The following is a 17,502-nucleotide window of genomic DNA, read 5'->3' on the forward strand; positions in this document are numbered from 1 at the left end:
AGTCCGCTGTATGAGCAACAGGGCATATCACGGTACCGTGTCCGGGCTCAATTCCGGATACGGTACGTCCGTTTCAGTGAGGTACATCGCAGGTACCACACCCCACCAGACCCATTTATCAAGGAGACGCGCAGTGCACAGACATCCATCATGGGGCATCCCGCTGGCGGCGATGCTCTGCACCATCGCCCTTGCCGCCGAGGCCCCGGCTTTCGAGCAGGGGGACTACACCACCCCGGACACCTGGTCGCGGCAGGTTTCGCCGGGGCAGATGCAGGAGAGCGCCACCGGTATCGGCCTGGGCGGCACCAAGGTCTACACTACCCTTACGTCCCGGTACCGGCTCAGGTTCAACGATATCGGCAGCAACCACCTGGGTAACGACCAGGACTTCTACCAGTACCTGCGGGTGCGTACCGACTCCACGAAAGTGGGCAGCGGCACCGTCTCCCTCTCCGCCTACGCCCGGTTTGCCGCCGACGTCAACGGCGACAAGGGAAAGTACGAAGGGAACAGAAACGGGGACCTGTACTACTATTACCGCGACGCCCTGGATACGCAGCTCAAGCATGACGAATGGGCGCCGCGCTTCTATGTGGGCACCGCCACCTTCGACGGGGTGGTGAAGAACACCAAAGCCACCGTGGGCCGGCTGACCACCAACCACCTGAACGACTTTGTGCTGGACGGCGGCGACGTGGGGGTCAAGCTGGGGGACAAGGCCACCGCTTACGTCTACGGCGGCAAGCCGGTGAGCTTCTACTACCACACGGGGCACGACCTGCTCGCGGGGGGCGGCGCCACCTACCAGCTTGCGTCGCGCACCAGATTTGCCGGGGAATACACCCGCCTGAGCACCAAAGGGGTGGACACCGACTACGGCAAGATGCGCGTGGACCAGACCTTTGCCAACGGCAGCGCCTCTTTGGGGAGCACCGTTATGAACGGCGCCGTCGGCCTCAATGGGGAAATGGGCTATGAAGTGGCGGCCACCGGCACCATCCTCACCGCCAAATACCACGGGATGCTCAACGACGTCGGCACCGCCAGCTATGTGGTCAACCCGCTGACCGACGTGGTCGGGGTGGAAAGCCGCTACAACAAATACGAACTGGGCGCCCACCAGGCGTTCCTCAACCACTTCGTCCTGGGCATCCGTTTTCAGGAGCGCATCGTCACCGGCCAGGAAAACTTCGGCAACCGCAGTTACGAGAGAATCGGCGGCACCTTCGACATCTCCGGCCTGCCCCACAAGGACACCTACATCTCCTTCAGCGCCGACTACTGGGGGGTCAGGCGCACCCCCATCTCCAACAGCAACGACAGCATCCAGTACGGCGTCCGGGTGGGCCAGAAACTCACCAAAGCGGTTGACATCTGGGCCGGCACCTCCTACAACCGCTACGACTACGACCAGAACCTCAACCTGAGCCTCAACCCGGACTACAGCACCGGCTACAACTACTACGCCAAGAAAATGGACTGGTCGCGCAACTACTATATCGGCGCCCAGTACCGGCCCACGAAGATGATCAGCCTCTCCGCCGACGTCAACCTGGAGCACGGCAGCTTCTACAACGATCTGAACAACGGCCTGAACACGAACTACACCACGGAATTGTGGGCGAACATCATCTTTTAGGGAGAGGTACAACCATGAACATCAAGACAACGGCACTGAGTCTGGCGACGGCCGCACTACTGCTGTGCGTCGCTCTTGCCGCATTTGCCGTGGAATCGAACAAGCCAGCCAGCCACGACGCCACCTGGCTGCACAACCACGGCGCCGCGAGCAAGGTGAAACTGGCCGAATGCCTGGAATGCCACGCGGACCGTGTGTCGTGCATCCAATGCCACCAGGAGGTGCAGCCGCGCAACCACACGGGTGCCTGGACGAGGAAAGGGCATGGCCTGGAGGCCCGCTGGGACCGGAGTTCCTGCCTTGCCTGCCACAAGGAGGACAGCTGTATCGAATGCCACCAGAACACGCCGCCGGCAAGCCACCGCAGCGGCTGGAGTTCCGGCCACTGCACCCAGTGCCACAAACCGGTTCAGGAGAGCACCTGCTTCGTCTGTCACAAGACTACGCCGCATAACTAAGTCCCTGATGCGTCGTACCGCCGTGCCGTCCTGCAGTCCGTGGGGAAGGGAAGTGTGGGCCTCTTCCCCACGGCGTGAGCCCGTGGAGTTCTCCCTCCTTCCTCCACGGGCTTTTTTTAGGGGCATACCCCGGGCTCAATTTAGCAGCTGACGATAAGGCCCCCTAGGCGTGGCAATATTCCTCCATCTGGATAAGGATTACTTTGTCGAGTTTACCGCCGGTTTATTCCCTGGATATGTAATTCTTGAAAAAATACTGTACACTCAAACTGTACACCAAAATTTGGTAAACATGGTAAATATGGTTGACATGGGAAGGGTAGCGATGGTATCTAATTACTTAATATAACTGTAAGTTTTTAAAATTACACAAGAAGCGGAAAACGGGAAAAACGCCTCATAACCCGAAGGTCACAGGTTCAAATTGTGTGCTGAAATGTGCCGCTGCTGCGCCAAGTCCTGCACTATGATGGCAAAAAGCTGCTGCGACATGATGTCCAAGGCCGCCTGATATGATTTCCCGTTGATACGTTGGAAACTTTCACCTGCCTTTCACTGACAAGGTGGATTTTGATAGATTTGAGAAGATTTAAATAGACTGTTGACGGCAAGATACACAAGGCAACTATATGTTTTTGTTCAAATATTTAAATCTGAAGGACAGCTTTCGAATCCCTACTTCTCCGCCAGTAAAAACAAAGGGTTACAGCTTTACGGCTATAACCCTTTTTGTTTAAGGAACAAAAACCTGAGGATGGAATGTTCCCGGTTCATGGGCATCGTTGCCTGAAAGGAAAGAGACCATGGGAAGATCTATGCAGGAAATATTGATATTCAATGCGTTCATGCAACATACGAGCGATTCCATCGTCATCAAGGAATACTTCGCCACCGAGCGGGGCGAGTTCACGGGCGGCAAAATTATCTGCGCCAGCGCAACCAAGGCCCGGCACTACGGCCTCACCATGGACACCATCCGGGGTTGCACCGATTTCGACCTGCTGCCCCGCGAACAGGCCGAAAAGGCCCTGCAGGACGACCTGTGGGTGATGAAACACCGCAAACCGATTGAAGACCAGCGCGAAACCATAACCCACAAAAACGGCGAAATCGTCAAGGTTTCCGTCACCAAATTTCCCTGGATCCTGCCGAGCGGTGAAGTGGTGGGGGTCATGTGCATAGCCCGGAACATCACCATAAGAGAAAGGGCCAAGCAACAGGCCCGCGACCTGCTGGAGTTCATGAAACGGGAGATTTTGCACCCCCTTCTCCCGCTGTACCATGCCGGTTGCAGGCCATCTCCGTCAGGCAACGTGCTGAAGCCCGTCATCCTGCGTTTGATACGAAAGCTGGCCGAAACGAGGGATTTGAAGGCATGATCGCACATAATGCCGCCGCTGCGCCTGCCACGACCATGCTGTTCGCCCCGCCCCCCCTGCCCCATCTCCGCACGCAACCGGTCATTGCCACGACCGCTTGCCATTGCCTTGTCAATTTGACGACGTTTTATCAAAATGAAAGGCTTTCTATCAAATCGACACTGCCTGCGGCAGATATGGCAGCAATTTTCCCTTCCGGCCTGAAACGGCACATCCCGCGTTCCACGTTCCGCCGCCTGCGTTAAGCTGCGTCCCTCCCCCTGTTTACGACAGAATGTCGCTCCTTGGCATACATTATGTATCGAAATACATAACGCCTGTTTGTTTGCACAGCGGTCTTTTTCACGCGGATAGTATTGTATCATACGTTATATACTTACAAACATATCGCATGGTACGAGGGCAATCCCTGCCGTGAAATATCGCGGAACACTGCCCAACGTATGAGCATCCTGCAAATCTATTCACCATGGAGAGGTTATGGCGATCAACGCCCATGAATTCGATGAGATTGCGCGAAATATCTTCGCACCTGCGTATCCGCTGCTGGCGGGACAGATCGTTTCTGCTACCGGCCTCTCAAAAGGTGCATGCCTCGATGTCGGCAGCGGGGGCGGCTATCTGGGGCTGGCATTGGCCTCGGTGACCGACCTTCAGGTCTGGCTGCTCGACGAATGCGAAGACAACAGGAACATCGCCGAGGAAAACATCTGCCAAAGGGACCTGGCCGGCAGGGTCCGGGCGCTCACCGGGGATGTCCACGCCATCCCGCTTGGAGACGGGTCCATTGACCTTGTGGTCAGCAGGAGTTCGCTCTTTTTCTGGAAGAACCCGGATGTGGCCTTCAGGGAAATCAGGCGGGTGCTCGCTCCGGGAGGTTCGGCATATATCGGCGGCGGCTTCGGTTCAAAGGAGCTTCGCTGCCGTATTGAAGAGCAGATGTCCCGGCGTTCGCCCGACTGGCGGCCGAAGTTCGACGAAAGACAGGACGATGATTTCTTTGTCGCCCACCTCCGCTCCGCAGGCATCGAGGATTTCCGGATTACCAGGGATGAAAGCGGTTTCTGGATTTCATTCCCCAAATAACCACCACGTGCCCCGCGGCAAATCTCCCCGCCCGGGCGGTATGCACGACAACCAGGCAAAGGATACCAGTGATGGAGCAACGGGAGAACAGACAGCCGGCCGGTATGCTCGACAACGATAGCCACAGCTCGTCCCGGCACCTGCTCGACGGGACCGCGCAAACTCTCCGGGAGCTCACCGGCGGCGCCATCGCGGAATTACGGATCGAACGGGTCGTCGTGGGGGTCTTTTTCACCGGGGTCAAGCTGAGTAACGGTTGCGGCGGGGTCGCCTACACACCTCCCGCCCAGATCAAGCGGGCCGGCGTGGAGATCCTGAAGGGCTCCTCGCAGGTCATCAAGGGGATGGAAGTGACGCGGGTGCTCGCGGGAGAGCTCGTCGGCCCCTTTGCCGAGATCGTCAGGCTCTCCACCATCAACGCCCTTTCGGTGCCGTTCTTCAACAGCGGCCGCTATGCGGTGGATTCCGGCAACGATATCAGCGGCTTCGACCAGTTGTTCAGCGGCCGCCGCGTCTGCGTGGTGGGCGCGATCATACCGCTGCTCAAGCGCCTGAGGAGCCTGGGGACAGCGGAAACGGTCATCATCGATCAGAAGGAGGATACCACGTTCGAGGCGAGCCTCGGTAGGCGCGTATCCCTGGGACAAACGGCCGAGGCCCTGGCCCGCTGTGAAACCGCCGTGTTTACCGGGGCATCGATAGCCAACGGCTCGCTGCCCCGGCTGCTCGCCATGGTGCCGGCCGATGCGGCCATTGCGGTGGTCGGGCCGACCGCCGGGTTTATCCCGGACGAACTGTTCCGCCGCAATGTGGCGCTGGTCGGCACGGTAATCATGCACGACAGCGACCGGGCCCTGGATGTGCTTGCGGAAGGCGGGGGGGCCTACCAGCTCTTCGGAACCTGCATGCGAAAGATCAATATCCGTAACGTGAAACGGATACGTGAGCTGCATCTGGCAGGCAGCAATCAAACCAAAAGGAGAAATGCTTCATGAGCGCGTTTTCGCAGGACGAGTATCGCAAACTGCTGGAGGAGGCGGTGAATTACCACGGCCACAAGTGCGCCGGTATCGAAAGCGGCACCAGGATGACCATGTGCGCCCTCGAGAGGGTCGGCATTGCAGACCCCAAGGGTGCCGACAGGAAGAAGCTTTTGGTGTTTGTCGAGGTGGATCGTTGTGCAACCGATGCCATAACGGCCCTGACCGGATGCCAGCCGGGCAAGCGCACCATGAAGGTACTCGATTACGGCAAGATGGCGGCGACCTTCGTCAATCTGGATACGGGCAAGGCGGTTCGCCTGGCCTCCAACATGGGCAAGCAGGAGGCGCCCGACGGCACGAGCATCATGCCCGACTTCACCACCGCCACCGACGACGAGCTGTTCATCATCCAGGATGTGGAGGTGCCGCTGCGCCCGGAAGACCTGCCCGGCAAGCCGGTGCGCAAGGCGACCTGCTCAAAATGCGGCGAAAAGGTCATGGATGGCCGTGAGGTGGAGGTGGACGGCAGGCCGTTGTGCAAACCCTGTGCGGAGGACAGGACCTATTACCGCGCCATTGCCTGAGTGCGGTTCGCTCCAATCGGCCATGCCGGCTGATTGAAACCAAACGCGAGGTGTTCGGATGAGAAGGACTTCAGAGGTATGAGCACAGGTTGCAAATCATTCCTATTCTCGCTGTTGCTGCACCTTGTCCTTGTCGGCGGCGCGCTTTCGTTTGCCGGCATAAAGGTGCCGCAGGACAAACCGGTACTCATCGACTTTACGATCGAGAACGCACAGGTGGCGGAACAGGATATGAAAAGATCCGATCCCGGCGGGACGCCGCCGCCGTCCCGTACCAAGCCCGCGCCGAAGACGGCGGCTACCGCGGCACCGCCGGTTCCCCCGCCCCCGAAGACGCTCCACCAGCCGGCCGTGGCCCAGGTTTCCCCGGAGGCGGCCCCCGTGGCCCCCCGGTTGCGTCACTGCCCGCACCGGTCCACGCCGCCGGAGCGGCTCAGGCCGCGCCGGCGGCCAGCAGTGCCGCTGTTGCTTCAAGCTCCTTCGGCGGCAGCCATGGGGGCAAGGCGACCACGGCATCGGAGGGCTCCGGTTCAGGCTCGCCCGGCAAAGATCCCAAGGGCGAAAGCACCGAAACGCTGCGGTCGCGTTACCTGAAAAAACATTTCGCCTACATCCGGGACCTGGTGGCCGGCAACATGAGGTACCCCGGCCTGGCGCGCCGCATGGGGTGGAGCGGCACGCTCCTGATCGAGTTCGTCGTTCAGAAGGATGGCTCGGCCGACATGGTGCGCATTGTCTCCAGCAGTGGCGTACCCCTGCTCGACAGGGACGCCCGGGAGACGGTATTGAAAAGCGCGCCGTTCCCCAAGCCCCCGGTCAGTGCCACGCTGAGGTTTCCCATGGAATACAAGCTCGAAAACTGACATGGCCCGCCCCGCGTTTTTCCTTGCGCGCCCCTGACGGCGGGCGGCCGAAATCGAAGAGAGGCTACCGAATGTATTCTAAATTCCTGCTGTTTCTTTTGCTCAACCTGATCCTCGCGCCGTCACTCCACGCGCGGGAGATTACCGATATGGCCGGCCGCAGGGTCGTGGTGCCGGATGTCATCAGACGCGTCTTCACCTCATCGCCGCCGGCCACGTACATGATGTACGCCCTGGACCCCACCCTGCTCGTGGGCAGCAACTACAGCGTCAAGGAGCAGGACAAACGCTTCCTCCGGCCCGAGTTTACCCGCCTTCCGGTTGCCGGCGGGATGTTCGGCCAGGGACATACCGTCAACATGGAGACGCTTCTGGCCCTCAAGCCGGATATCGTGCTGAGCTGGAGCACCTGGGGCTCGAAGGCGGATGAGCTCTTTGTCGAACGGATGCGCAAGGCCGGCATACCGACCGTGTTCATAAAGCTCGACCGCCTCGAAGACTACCCCGACGCTTTCCGCTTCATGGGTGATCTGTTCGGCCGCAGGGAACGGGCAAAGCAGCTGGGCACGTACGCAAGCGAGACCCTGCGGACCATGGCGGGCATTGCCGCCCGTATTCCCGAAAAGGAGCGGCTGAGGGTCTATTACGCGGAGGGGACGGACGGGCTTTCCACCGAAGGGGAAAAATCGTGGCATGCCCAGTTGATCCCCATGGCGGGGGGGAAAAACGTCCACAAGGGGGGGCAGTCCGACCAGGCAGGCATGGAGAAGGTCAGCATGGAACAGGTGCTGATGTACAACCCGGACGTCATCCTCACCCATGACCGGATCTTTTACGCCTCCCTCGCCAAAGACCGGCGCTGGCACGATGTGCGGGCCGTTGCGGGAAAACGCGTCTATCTCATCCCCACGGTTCCCTTCAACTGGTTCGACCGCCCCCCTTCGTTCATGAGGCTCCTGGGCCTGAAGTGGCTTGCCGGCACCCTCTATCCGAAGCGCTATCCGCTGGATATCCGCACCGAAACCAGAAAATTCTACCGTTTGTTCCTCGGTGTGGAACTGAGCGAACGGGATATCCGGGAGATACTCAACCGATGAAATCGCTGAAACTGCTCGTGTTCGCCCTGATTCTCGTCCTCGTCATGCTCGTGTCCCTTGCCCTGGGCAAATACCCGTTGCAGTTGACGGAGATCGTCAACTTCCTCGCCTACCGTTTTTTCGGCTGGGGGACCTTCGATGCCGAACGCCTGCAACTGCTGCACAACCTGATCATCGAAATCAGGCTCCCGCGGATCATCAACGCGGCCCTGATCGGCGCGGCCCTGTCGGTGTCCGGGGCGGCCTACCAGGCGATCTTCATCAATCCGCTGGCCGACCCGAAGATCCTGGGGGTGTTGGCCGGGGCTTCCTTCGGCGCCTCTCTCGGCATGGTCTTCCTGAAGACGTGGTACGCCGTGCAGGTCTCCACCCTGATCGGGGGCTTTGCCGCGGTGGGGATCACCATCGGCGTGGCCCGCCTCTACAGGATCAACAGCCCCATCATGCTGGTGCTGGGGGGGATCGTCAGCGAAGTGCTCTTCATGTCGCTCCTTTCCATAGTCAAATACATCTCCGACCCGTACAACCAACTCCCGGCCATCACCTACTGGCTTCTGGGCAACACCGCCATGGCCGACATGGATATGGCCGTCAAATGCGGCACCCCGATCTGCCTCGGCATTATCTGCCTGATCTTTCTGGGGCGGCATCTCAACGTGCTCAGCATGGGGGACGAGGAGGCCCGGGCGCTCGGCGTCAACGTGGAGCTGGTCAGAATGACGGTGATCATCTGCGCCACCGTGGTCAGCACCCTGACGGTGGTCATGGCCGGCATGATCAACTGGGTCGGCCTGATCATCCCCCATATCGTCAGGATGATGATCGGCCCGGACAACGAGACGCTGATGCCGGCTTCCGTGCTGGTGGGGGCGTCGTATCTCGTGGTTGCCGACGACGTCTCCCGCCTGGCGTTCAATTTCGAGATTCCCATCGGCATCGTGACCTCACTGGTCGGAATCGTGTTCTTCTTGCTGGTGTTGAAAAATGCCCAGAAAGGATGGCAGTGATGGCGCTCATCGATACGCAGCACCTTTCATTTTCCTATCGCCGCCAGGCAGTGCTGACGGATATCGACCTCTCCGTTGCCGAGGGGTCGGTGCTGGCCCTATTGGGCCCCAACGGCAGCGGCAAGACCACCCTGCTCAAGCTGATGACCGGCCTGCTGAAGCCGGTTCGCGGGCACGTCCGCCTGAACGACCGCGATATCCATACCATGCCGCAGCGGGAATTGGCCCGAAACCTGGCCTATGTGCCGCAGGTGCATCGCGAGACGTTTGCCTACCGGGTCGTGGATGTGGTGCTCATGGGCAGGATGCCGCACAAAAGTTTTTTTTCACGCTACGGCGCGGCGGACCGTCTGATAGCCCACGAGGCGCTGGAAAAGCTCGGCATAGCGCACCTGGCTGATCGTCCCTACACCGAGGTCAGCGGCGGCGAGCGCCAACTGGCCCTGATCGCCCGCGCCATGACCCAGGGGGCGCGGGCCTTCATCATGGACGAACCGACCAACGGCCTGGATTACGGCAACCAGGTCCGCCTGCTGGAACGCCTCAAGGCGCTTGCGGCGGACGGCTACACCTTTGTCTTTTCCACCCACCATCCCGATCACGCATTGGCCGTCGCGGACCGGGTGGTGATGATGCGCAAGGGCGTCATCACCCATGACGGCGTGGTCGGCGACACGGTCACCCAGGACAGCCTCATGGATTTGTACAACGTGGATGTACGCATGTATCCGGTGGAGAACGGGGTCTGCGTCTGCGTCCCGGCGGTGCGCCTGTGCGGTTGCGGGGGAAAGGCCCATTAGCGCGGCGAGGGTGGCCGCTCAAACGTCCCTGACGGACAAGGACGACCGCAAGGGACGGCAGCCAGGCCCGGCAGTTCGTTCTTTCGTATCAGTTCAATCTCTGGTTTGAACGGCACAACAGCTGCTAGAAGCGGCAATCGTTATATAACATAGCGCATATCGACCATCTGCCGGACAGAGCACCAAAGACCGGATGGTCACCTGTACGTTTCACCAAGCTCCACAGAAGTCTCCTTCTTGTGATGGGGGGATGTCCGCATCCCCCGTTTTTTCCGTAACGGCGCAGGAAAGCGGCACCCGAGGCTTTGGGACAACCAGATAAACCCGCGTGGTTTAAATACAAATGAAGGGAGAACAGGCAATTTTATGAAACGAAGCGCATGCAGGACGGTAAGCAACGGGATCGTGGGCGCAGCGGCGGCCATGTGTGTCATGGCGGCTTTCGCCATGCCGGTATCGGCTGAAGACAAGGAGGTGAAAAACGACGAAAACGGCAACGTGTTCACCCTGGGCAAGGTTGAGGTGGGGGCAAAGGCCGACAAGCAGAAAAACTCCGTGGTTTCAACGGTAGGCGAAGAGGAGATGCTGCAGTTCGACACAAAGAATATCGGCCAGGCCGCCAACCTGATCTCCGGCGTCACCGCATCGGTGTCCGGCAAACGGGGGGAATCAGGCTTTAACGTCCGCGGCTTTGACAACAGGCGCACCCCCATCTACCTGGACGGCATTCCGCTCTATGTCCCCTATGACGGCTACATCGATACGGGGCGCTTCATGACCTACGATCTGTCGGAAATAGACATTTCAAAAGGTTTCGCCTCGGTGCTCTACGGCCCCAACACCCTGGGCGGCGCGGTAAACATGGTGTCCAAGCGACCGACAAAGACGTTTGAAGGCAATGCCGGGGCCGGCTACACCTCGGGCGACGCCTACCATGCCTTTGCCAACCTGGGCACCAACCAGAAATCGTGGTACCTGCAAGGGGGCGGATCATGGGTAGATGTCCATTCCTTCACACTCTCCGATGATTTCAAAGCGACAGCGCTGGAAAGTGGCGACAGGCGCAAGAACTCCTACCAGCGCGACGGCAAGGCTTCCATCAAGGTCGGCTTTACCCCGAACAGCACCGACGAGTATGCGCTCAGCTACATCTACCAGCATGGCGAAAAGGGGGTCCCCCCCTATGCCGGCAGCAATAGCAACTCCATATCGAAAGCCACGTATTGGCAGTGGCCGTGGTGGGATAAACAGAGCGTGTACCTGAGCAGCAATACCGCCATTGCAGAGAAAAGTTATGTCAAAACACGCATCTACTACGACCAATTCAAAAACTCGCTGAATCAATATGCTTCAGACTATGCAACATTATTAACAGGCAGTTATTCGCCCAGCAGGTATGACGACTACACGGTCGGGACCTCCATTGAGGCAGGAACAACCCTTATACCGTACAATACCCTTAAGATGGCGTTCCATTTCAAGGATGACGTACATCGCGACGTCACAACCGTAACGCCAGAGTCGCGCTACGAGGATCGCACCTACTCCGTAGGAGTCGAGGACACCATTGATTTCACCAAAAAGCTTTCTGCTGTTGTGGGAATCGGATATGACAAGCTCACGGGCGTCGAGGCGCACAAGTACGATTCAAACAGCAAAGCCTTCCTTGACATCCCGCTTGCCGACAGAGATGCGCTAAGCCCTCAGGCAACTTTGTTTTACACATACTCCGACACCGGGAAAATACACGCCTCCGTTGCCATGAAAACCCGCTTCCCTTCCATCAAGGAGAGAACGACGGCCAGCATTGACGGTTCCAACCTTCCCAACCCCGGTTTGAAACCGGAAACATCGATCAACTATGAACTCGGCGTTCAGGATACCGTCGTCAACCTGGTCAAGGTCAAATCAAATTTCTTTGTTGACGCCATCAGCGACTATATCGCATCCGTCAACACCGGCATCCTGGTAACCAATTACAACAACAAAAAAGTAAATCAGACCCAGAATAGAAACACTGGAAGGGTCAACCGGTACGGATATGAATTCGAAGCGTTGGCGCCAATTGGCGACACGGCAGAAGCAGGTTTCAACTACACGTTCATCTACAATGACAATTTGAGCAGTTCCGACAACATTACCGATATTCCCAAACACAAGCTGTTTGCCTACGGCAAAGTGTCTCCCATAAAACAGCTGAGTGTTCTTGCCTCGGTGGAGTACGACACCAAACGCTTCAGCAGCACCGATGGTTCAACCACTGCAAGAGAATTTGTCGTCGTCAACACCAAGGTCGGCTATGAAGTGATAAAAGACGGCACGCTGGAAGCGGGGATCAACAACCTGCTCGACAGGAACTATTCCTACAGCGACGGCTACCCGGAACCGGGCAGGACCTATTTCGTCCAGGCAAGGTATCGGTTCTAGACGGTACCACGGAGTCTGAACGGATTTTCGCCATCTTCCGCAAAAAAATACGCCCCGGTCCGCCGGGGCGTTTCACCATCCACCGAGCAACTATGACAAGGACAGAACATGAACGGACATACCATAGACTGGAACCATGCCTGGAAACAGGCCAAGGGAGAACTCGCGCGCATCGACAACCGGGAATTCTGGAACAAGCGGGCGCCGTCGTTCTCCAGCCATGTGCGGGAAACGGATTACGAAAAGCATTTTTTGCGGATGATGCCGGTCGATCCGTCCTGGAGCGTGCTCGATGTGGGATGTGCGGCCGGGACCCTGGCCATTCCGCTGGCAAAGAGCGTCAGGTCGGTGACCGCACTCGATCTTTCGCCCGTCATGATCGATCTGCTGCGCCAGCGCTGCACCGAGTCGGCAATCACCAACATCACCCCCCTCGTCGGCAGATGGGAGGACGACTGGGACAGCCTGGGCATCGGGGAATACGATGTCGCCATCGCCTCGCGGTCCCTGGTAATGGACGACCTTGCCGAAGGCATTGCCAAGCTGAACCGGGCGGCACGGCGGATGGTCTGCATCTCCGCCCTGGTGGGCGACGGCCCCTTCGACCGGCGGCTCTACGACGCCGTGGGGCGGCCGCTCAAAATGGGACCCGATTATATCTATGTGTACAACTACCTGTACCAGATGGGCATATACGCGGATGTCGGCTTCATCGGCACCACGGAATGGAAGAACTATGAAAGCCCGGCCGAGGCGCTGGAAAAGATGCTCTGGATGCTGGACGGGATTACGCCGGAAGAAGAACGCCGGCTCAAGGAGTATCTCGACGCCCAACTGGTCAGGCATGATGGTGGATGGCGCCTGCCGGAGCCAAAGGTGGTGCGCTGGGCCTTCATCAGGTGGGAAAAGGAGGCCTGACCATGCGGTGCAACTTCTGCGAATGGCGCTGTGAACTGGGTGCCGATACCTATGGCCGATGCCGGATGTATTACGCGGACGGTCAGGCCATCAGGGAACGCTTTCCGGGAATGTGGTGTTCCTACGAGGTGGGAAAGATCGAAGCGGTCCCCTTTTACCATGCATATCCCGGAAGCCGGTGCCTGACCACGGGCACGAGCAGTTGCAACTTTTCCTGCACCTACTGTTCGAATGCCTTCATTGCCAAACAAAACCCCGCCGCCATGCAGGGGAGCATGTTTCATTTCTCGGCGCAACGCATGGTGGGGATGGCGCTGAAACTGGGGTGCCGCAGTATTGTCTTTAATGTGAACGAACCGACCGTGTCCCTCCCCACCCTCCGGGAATTGGCGACAGAAGCGGCAGCGGCGGGCATCCCCCTCGGTTGCCTGACCAACGGCTACACGACCCCGGAAGCCACCGAACTGCTGGCCACCATCTTCACGTTCTTCAACATCAGCCTGAAAGGGTTGGCCGACGACTTCAACCGGAGCCATATCGGCATCCCGTCGGTTGATCCAATCCTGCGCACCATCACCCGGTTGGCGGGAACGCATCATGTCGAGGTGACAACGCCGGTCATTCAGGGGGCCAATGACCATGAGCTCGACGATATCGCGCGCTTTATCGCCGCTGTTGATCCCGAAATCCCGTGGCACGTGCTCCGTCTGCTCCCCGAAGACGAGATGAAGGACGCGGTCTATCCCGATATCGTGCGTATCAACGAGACGTTGCACACGGCAAGAAGGCACCTGCCCTATGTCTATTTTCACAATTTCGTCGGCTCCGACTGGGTGAACACCCTCTGCCCGGAGTGTGCCGCGCCGGCCATGGAACGTTTCAGCCTGGGGTGCGGGGGGGACCAGCTGCAACGTTTCTCATGCCCCGACGGGAACTGCCCATCCTGTGGTCACACCATCAAACTACTGAGGGACGAAACGCCATGAAACCGACGACGCACGACCACCACGCAAGCCTGGCCATAATAGACACCCGGGAGTGGCAGAACCGGTTTGACCTGAGAACCGGCGACAAGTCGGGCGAGCAGGGCCCCCTGGTCGAGATGATGCAGCAGGTGCTGAGCCGGCACCACTACCCTGGCGATCTCCATGCCGACAGCAACCGCTGGGTAACCGACATCGCCCTGGACCTGGCGGCCGGCTACCAACCGCGCTTCACCTTCCTGACCTATGCCCAACAGTATTTTGCCAGCAGGGTCGGCCCCATGGATGTCGCGGAACGCCGCCGGATGATGGCGGAACTGTTCCGCGAAGTGGAACGTTTTCTCGGCGAATCCGGATGTATGCCGGTAATCGTCGGACGGGGTGGCGTGACGTCCCTCAACGGCATCATCGACCTGAGCATGCTCGACGGAATCGGCATTTCCACCCATTGGTCGGCCAGATACGCCGGACTGCACGAACCAAGCGGGGCGGACCTGAAACGGCTGCGCGAGGAACCGGGCCTGGACAGGATCGTGACCAGGAGCGAGTTCCTGGAACTGTTCGATGGTTCCCCCGGGGACGGGAGACTGCTCCCCGATTACCTGCTGGTCGCCCGGCGGGGCTATGCCTTCAGGGCACTGGGGTGCACCATGCGGAAACCGGTCATGATCCCGGATGCCGCCGACCACATCCCGCTTTCCAGCCCTCTGGGGACGGCAGCCGACATAACCGCCATCCGGGGGCTCGTCGAACGGGGGTTGCAACAGGGACACCGGGTCGCTCTCATCGTCCTCGAGGGGGTGGGCAGCGACGATTTCCTGCTGCCCTTCACCCCCTGCGGGAACAACCGGGCCTGGTTTTGTTACGAACCGGGCGACGCCCAGTTTCTGGCCATTACCACCGGGCAACACCGGATATTCGACTACCCGCCGGGCTACCTGTTTCACGATGAAGACACCAGGGAGAAGGAATACCCGCTTTCCGGGTACTTCAAGAAAATACCGGCCGGGACCATCGGCGCCGAATTTTCCGGCAGGAGCATCGCCGTGGGCAACAAAAGCATGGCCATGCACATGGTAGCCGGTGCGGACCTGTGTGTGGAGTGCTTTGCCAGAAATTATTACAACCAGGGGACGCTGGGGGTGATCCACCGCCAGGATAAGCCGTGACGTCCCCCGTTATCCGTATTGGAGGTTATTACATGCTGCGTTTTGCCCTTACTATCGTCATGGTGCTTTCCCTTTGCGCCAGCGCATATTCGCGCACGATCACCGACATGACGGGGAGGCGGGTGGCCATCCCCGACCGGATCGAACGGGCCGTTGCCCTGTCGCCGCCGGCTACCTACCTGATCTATACGGTCGCTCCCGAGCTTCTGGCCGGGCTCAACTTTCCGTTATGGGAGAGCGAAAAGATCTTCACGCCGGAGCGGTTCAGAAAGCTCCCGGTCATCGGCGGCATGGTCGGCGAAGGGAGGAACCTCAACCTGGAGGTGCTGCTCAGGATCAAGCCGGACGTGGCCTTTCTCTGGGAACGGAACAGGGGCCAATTCAGTGCGGTCAACAGGGAATATGAACGAATCCTCAAGCCGCTGGGCATACCGCTGGTCTATGTGTACATCGACTCGCTGAAGGATTATCCCGCAGCGCTTTTGTTCATGGGAGACGTGCTGGGCAGGAAAGAGCGGGCGGCACGGCTTCACCGTTACGCGGTCAACGCGCTGCACAAGACGGAGCGGGCAGTGGCGGCCCTGCCGGAGGGCAGACGGGTGCCGGTCTATTATGCCGAAGGTATCGACGGACTCTCCACCGAGGGCGAAGGCTCCATGCACACGGAGCTCATTCAGCTGAGCGGCGGCAAAAACGCCTGCCGTCTGAAACCGACCAGCCCCAACGGCATGGAGCGGATCTCCATGGAGCAGCTTCTGGTGTACGATCCCGAGGTGATCCTGGTGAAGGAGCGGATCTGCTACGAACGGATTCTGAAGGATGCGCGCTGGAGACAACTGCGGGCCGTCCGCAGCAAAAAGGTCTATCTCATCCCCCATGTGCCGTTCAACTGGTTCGACCGGCCGCCCTCCTACATGCGGCTGTTGGGCGTCCAGTGGCTGACCAACCTCCTCCACCCAACCCGGTACCCGGCCGATATGATGAAGGAAACCAGGGAGTTTTACAGTTTGTTCCTCGGCAAGGAACTCTCGGACCGGGAAACCCGCGACGTGTTGCAACCGTGATTCCCTTTGCGGATCGTGGCGCCGGATGCTATTTTAGCCGCTATACGGAACGGGCGACGGTACGCCGGCCGATCGCCCGGCCTGAAGCGGAGCATGTATCGGAGCGGGATGAAAAGGGGGGGAAGACTATGGGAAATATGGCAACGATGCTGTTGTGCCTGGCGTTCATGGCCGGTTGCGCAACACTGGAAAAGCACGACACGACACCGGTCACCAAGGGAAGAGTTCAGGGCTACCTGCCCTCCGGCTCCCTGCCCGATATGGTGGCACTGATCCCGCCGCCGCCCGCCGCCGGTTCAACCGCGTTTGCGCTCGACCAGGAAACCGGCCGCGCCAGTTTCCCCCTGCGGGATTCGGCCCGCTGGGCGCTGGCCGTCCAGGATGCCGACCTCTCCTTTCCGGCCGCGGCAGAGAGTTTTTCCTGCGTCCTGAACGCCCGCATCAGCGAACAGGATACCCCCCGCCTCTTCCGTCTGCTGCGCCGTACCCTGGCCGATGCGGGCAACGCCGTTTCCCGGCCGAAGGATACCTATAAGCGCCCCCGCCCCTTCATGGTGAACGGAGAACGCATCTGCACCCCGGACTACGAGCAGCGTTTGCGCACCAGCGGTTCCTACCCGTCGGGGCACACCACGGCCGGTTGGGCCTGGGCGCTCATCCTGAGCGAGATCGCGCCGGAACGGGCCGAGGCGATCCTGGTTCGGGGAAGGGCCTATGGCCAGAGCCGGATCGTGTGCAACGTGCACTGGCTGAGCGACGTGAATGAAGGGCGCACCGTTGCCGCGGCGGTGGTGGCCCGGCTCCATACCGATCCCGCCTTCCGGGCGGATCTGGAGGCCGCCAGGGCCGAGCTTGCCGCGGTCAGGGCCAAAGGGCTGGCGCCTGTCCGCGACTGTCGCGCCGAGGCCGAGGCGCTGGCCCTGTCCCAGGTTCCCGGGCCGCAGCCGCCATCCCACTAGTGCCCGGAACCGCCACCGAAACCATCTGGCTCAAAACGGCCGGCATTGCCGAAAACCCACGACAGATCACACGTTCCAACTAC

At 59.6% G+C, this 17,502-nt stretch carries 17 protein-coding genes; all 17 read left to right on the plus strand.

Features of this window, described 5'->3' with window-relative positions; all coding sequences use genetic code 11:
* Positions 1–133: 133 nt before the first annotated feature.
* The gene (locus FO488_RS12845) at positions 134–1,642 is read left to right on the plus strand and encodes a hypothetical protein (protein ID WP_149210920.1); all 1,509 of its coding nucleotides are present in this window, start codon (positions 134–136) and stop codon (positions 1,640–1,642) included.
* A gap of 14 nt (positions 1,643–1,656) precedes the next feature.
* Positions 1,657–2,100 carry a hypothetical protein gene (locus FO488_RS12850; protein WP_149210921.1) on the plus strand — a complete coding sequence of 148 codons (444 nt, stop codon included), beginning with the start codon at positions 1,657–1,659 and terminating at the stop codon, positions 2,098–2,100.
* Between the two features lie 845 nt (positions 2,101–2,945).
* Positions 2,946–3,479 (plus strand): PAS domain-containing protein, encoded by a 534-nt coding sequence (locus FO488_RS12855; RefSeq protein WP_205743275.1) that lies wholly within the window; start codon positions 2,946–2,948, stop codon positions 3,477–3,479.
* Positions 3,476–3,724 (plus strand): hypothetical protein, encoded by a 249-nt coding sequence (locus tag FO488_RS12860; RefSeq protein ID WP_149210923.1) that lies wholly within the window; start codon positions 3,476–3,478, stop codon positions 3,722–3,724. Before FO488_RS12855 ends, FO488_RS12860 begins: the two co-directional genes overlap by 4 nt.
* Positions 3,725–3,959: 235 nt before the next feature.
* Complete coding sequence (locus FO488_RS12865) at positions 3,960–4,565, plus strand: class I SAM-dependent methyltransferase (RefSeq protein WP_149210924.1); 606 nt, start codon at positions 3,960–3,962, stop codon at positions 4,563–4,565.
* A 71-nt stretch (positions 4,566–4,636) separates the two neighbouring features.
* Positions 4,637–5,560 carry a Rossmann-like domain-containing protein gene (locus tag FO488_RS12870; RefSeq protein ID WP_240731913.1) on the plus strand — a complete coding sequence of 308 codons (924 nt, stop codon included), beginning with the start codon at positions 4,637–4,639 and terminating at the stop codon, positions 5,558–5,560.
* The gene (locus FO488_RS12875) at positions 5,557–6,132 is read left to right on the plus strand and encodes an FmdE family protein (RefSeq protein WP_149210925.1); all 576 of its coding nucleotides are present in this window, start codon (positions 5,557–5,559) and stop codon (positions 6,130–6,132) included. The genes FO488_RS12870 and FO488_RS12875 overlap by 4 nt, the downstream gene beginning before the upstream one ends.
* A 635-nt stretch (positions 6,133–6,767) precedes the next feature.
* Positions 6,768–6,995, plus strand: coding sequence for an energy transducer TonB (locus FO488_RS12880; RefSeq protein WP_149210926.1), 228 nt, complete (start codon positions 6,768–6,770; stop codon positions 6,993–6,995).
* A 71-nt stretch (positions 6,996–7,066) separates the two neighbouring features.
* Complete coding sequence (locus FO488_RS12885; protein ID WP_149210927.1) at positions 7,067–8,092, plus strand: ABC transporter substrate-binding protein; 1,026 nt, start codon at positions 7,067–7,069, stop codon at positions 8,090–8,092.
* Complete coding sequence (locus FO488_RS12890; RefSeq protein WP_149210928.1) at positions 8,089–9,099, plus strand: iron ABC transporter permease; 1,011 nt, start codon at positions 8,089–8,091, stop codon at positions 9,097–9,099. The genes FO488_RS12885 and FO488_RS12890 overlap by 4 nt, the downstream gene beginning before the upstream one ends.
* On the plus strand, positions 9,099–9,899 hold the full coding sequence (locus FO488_RS12895) for an ABC transporter ATP-binding protein (RefSeq protein ID WP_205743276.1): 801 nt from the start codon (positions 9,099–9,101) through the stop codon (positions 9,897–9,899). The genes FO488_RS12890 and FO488_RS12895 overlap by 1 nt, the downstream gene beginning before the upstream one ends.
* Before the next feature lie 366 nt (positions 9,900–10,265).
* Positions 10,266–12,326 (plus strand): TonB-dependent siderophore receptor, encoded by a 2,061-nt coding sequence (locus tag FO488_RS12900; protein ID WP_149210929.1) that lies wholly within the window; start codon positions 10,266–10,268, stop codon positions 12,324–12,326.
* A gap of 108 nt (positions 12,327–12,434) precedes the next feature.
* Positions 12,435–13,244 carry a class I SAM-dependent methyltransferase gene (locus FO488_RS12905; RefSeq protein ID WP_149210930.1) on the plus strand — a complete coding sequence of 270 codons (810 nt, stop codon included), beginning with the start codon at positions 12,435–12,437 and terminating at the stop codon, positions 13,242–13,244.
* 2 nt (positions 13,245–13,246) lie between these two features.
* The gene (locus FO488_RS12910; RefSeq protein ID WP_149210931.1) at positions 13,247–14,230 is read left to right on the plus strand and encodes a radical SAM protein; all 984 of its coding nucleotides are present in this window, start codon (positions 13,247–13,249) and stop codon (positions 14,228–14,230) included.
* Positions 14,227–15,396, plus strand: a complete 1,170-nt coding sequence (locus FO488_RS12915; protein WP_149210932.1) for a hypothetical protein — start codon at positions 14,227–14,229, stop codon at positions 15,394–15,396. Before FO488_RS12910 ends, FO488_RS12915 begins: the two co-directional genes overlap by 4 nt.
* On the plus strand, positions 15,393–16,460 hold the full coding sequence (locus FO488_RS12920; RefSeq protein ID WP_240731914.1) for an ABC transporter substrate-binding protein: 1,068 nt from the start codon (positions 15,393–15,395) through the stop codon (positions 16,458–16,460). Before FO488_RS12915 ends, FO488_RS12920 begins: the two co-directional genes overlap by 4 nt.
* 128 nt (positions 16,461–16,588) lie before the next feature.
* Positions 16,589–17,419, plus strand: coding sequence for a phosphatase PAP2 family protein (locus tag FO488_RS12925; protein WP_168206030.1), 831 nt, complete (start codon positions 16,589–16,591; stop codon positions 17,417–17,419).
* Positions 17,420–17,502: the final 83 nt, after the last annotated feature.

The sequence above is a fragment of the Geobacter sp. FeAm09 genome (assembly GCF_008330225.1).
GTDB lineage: Bacteria > Desulfobacterota > Desulfuromonadia > Geobacterales > Pseudopelobacteraceae > Oryzomonas.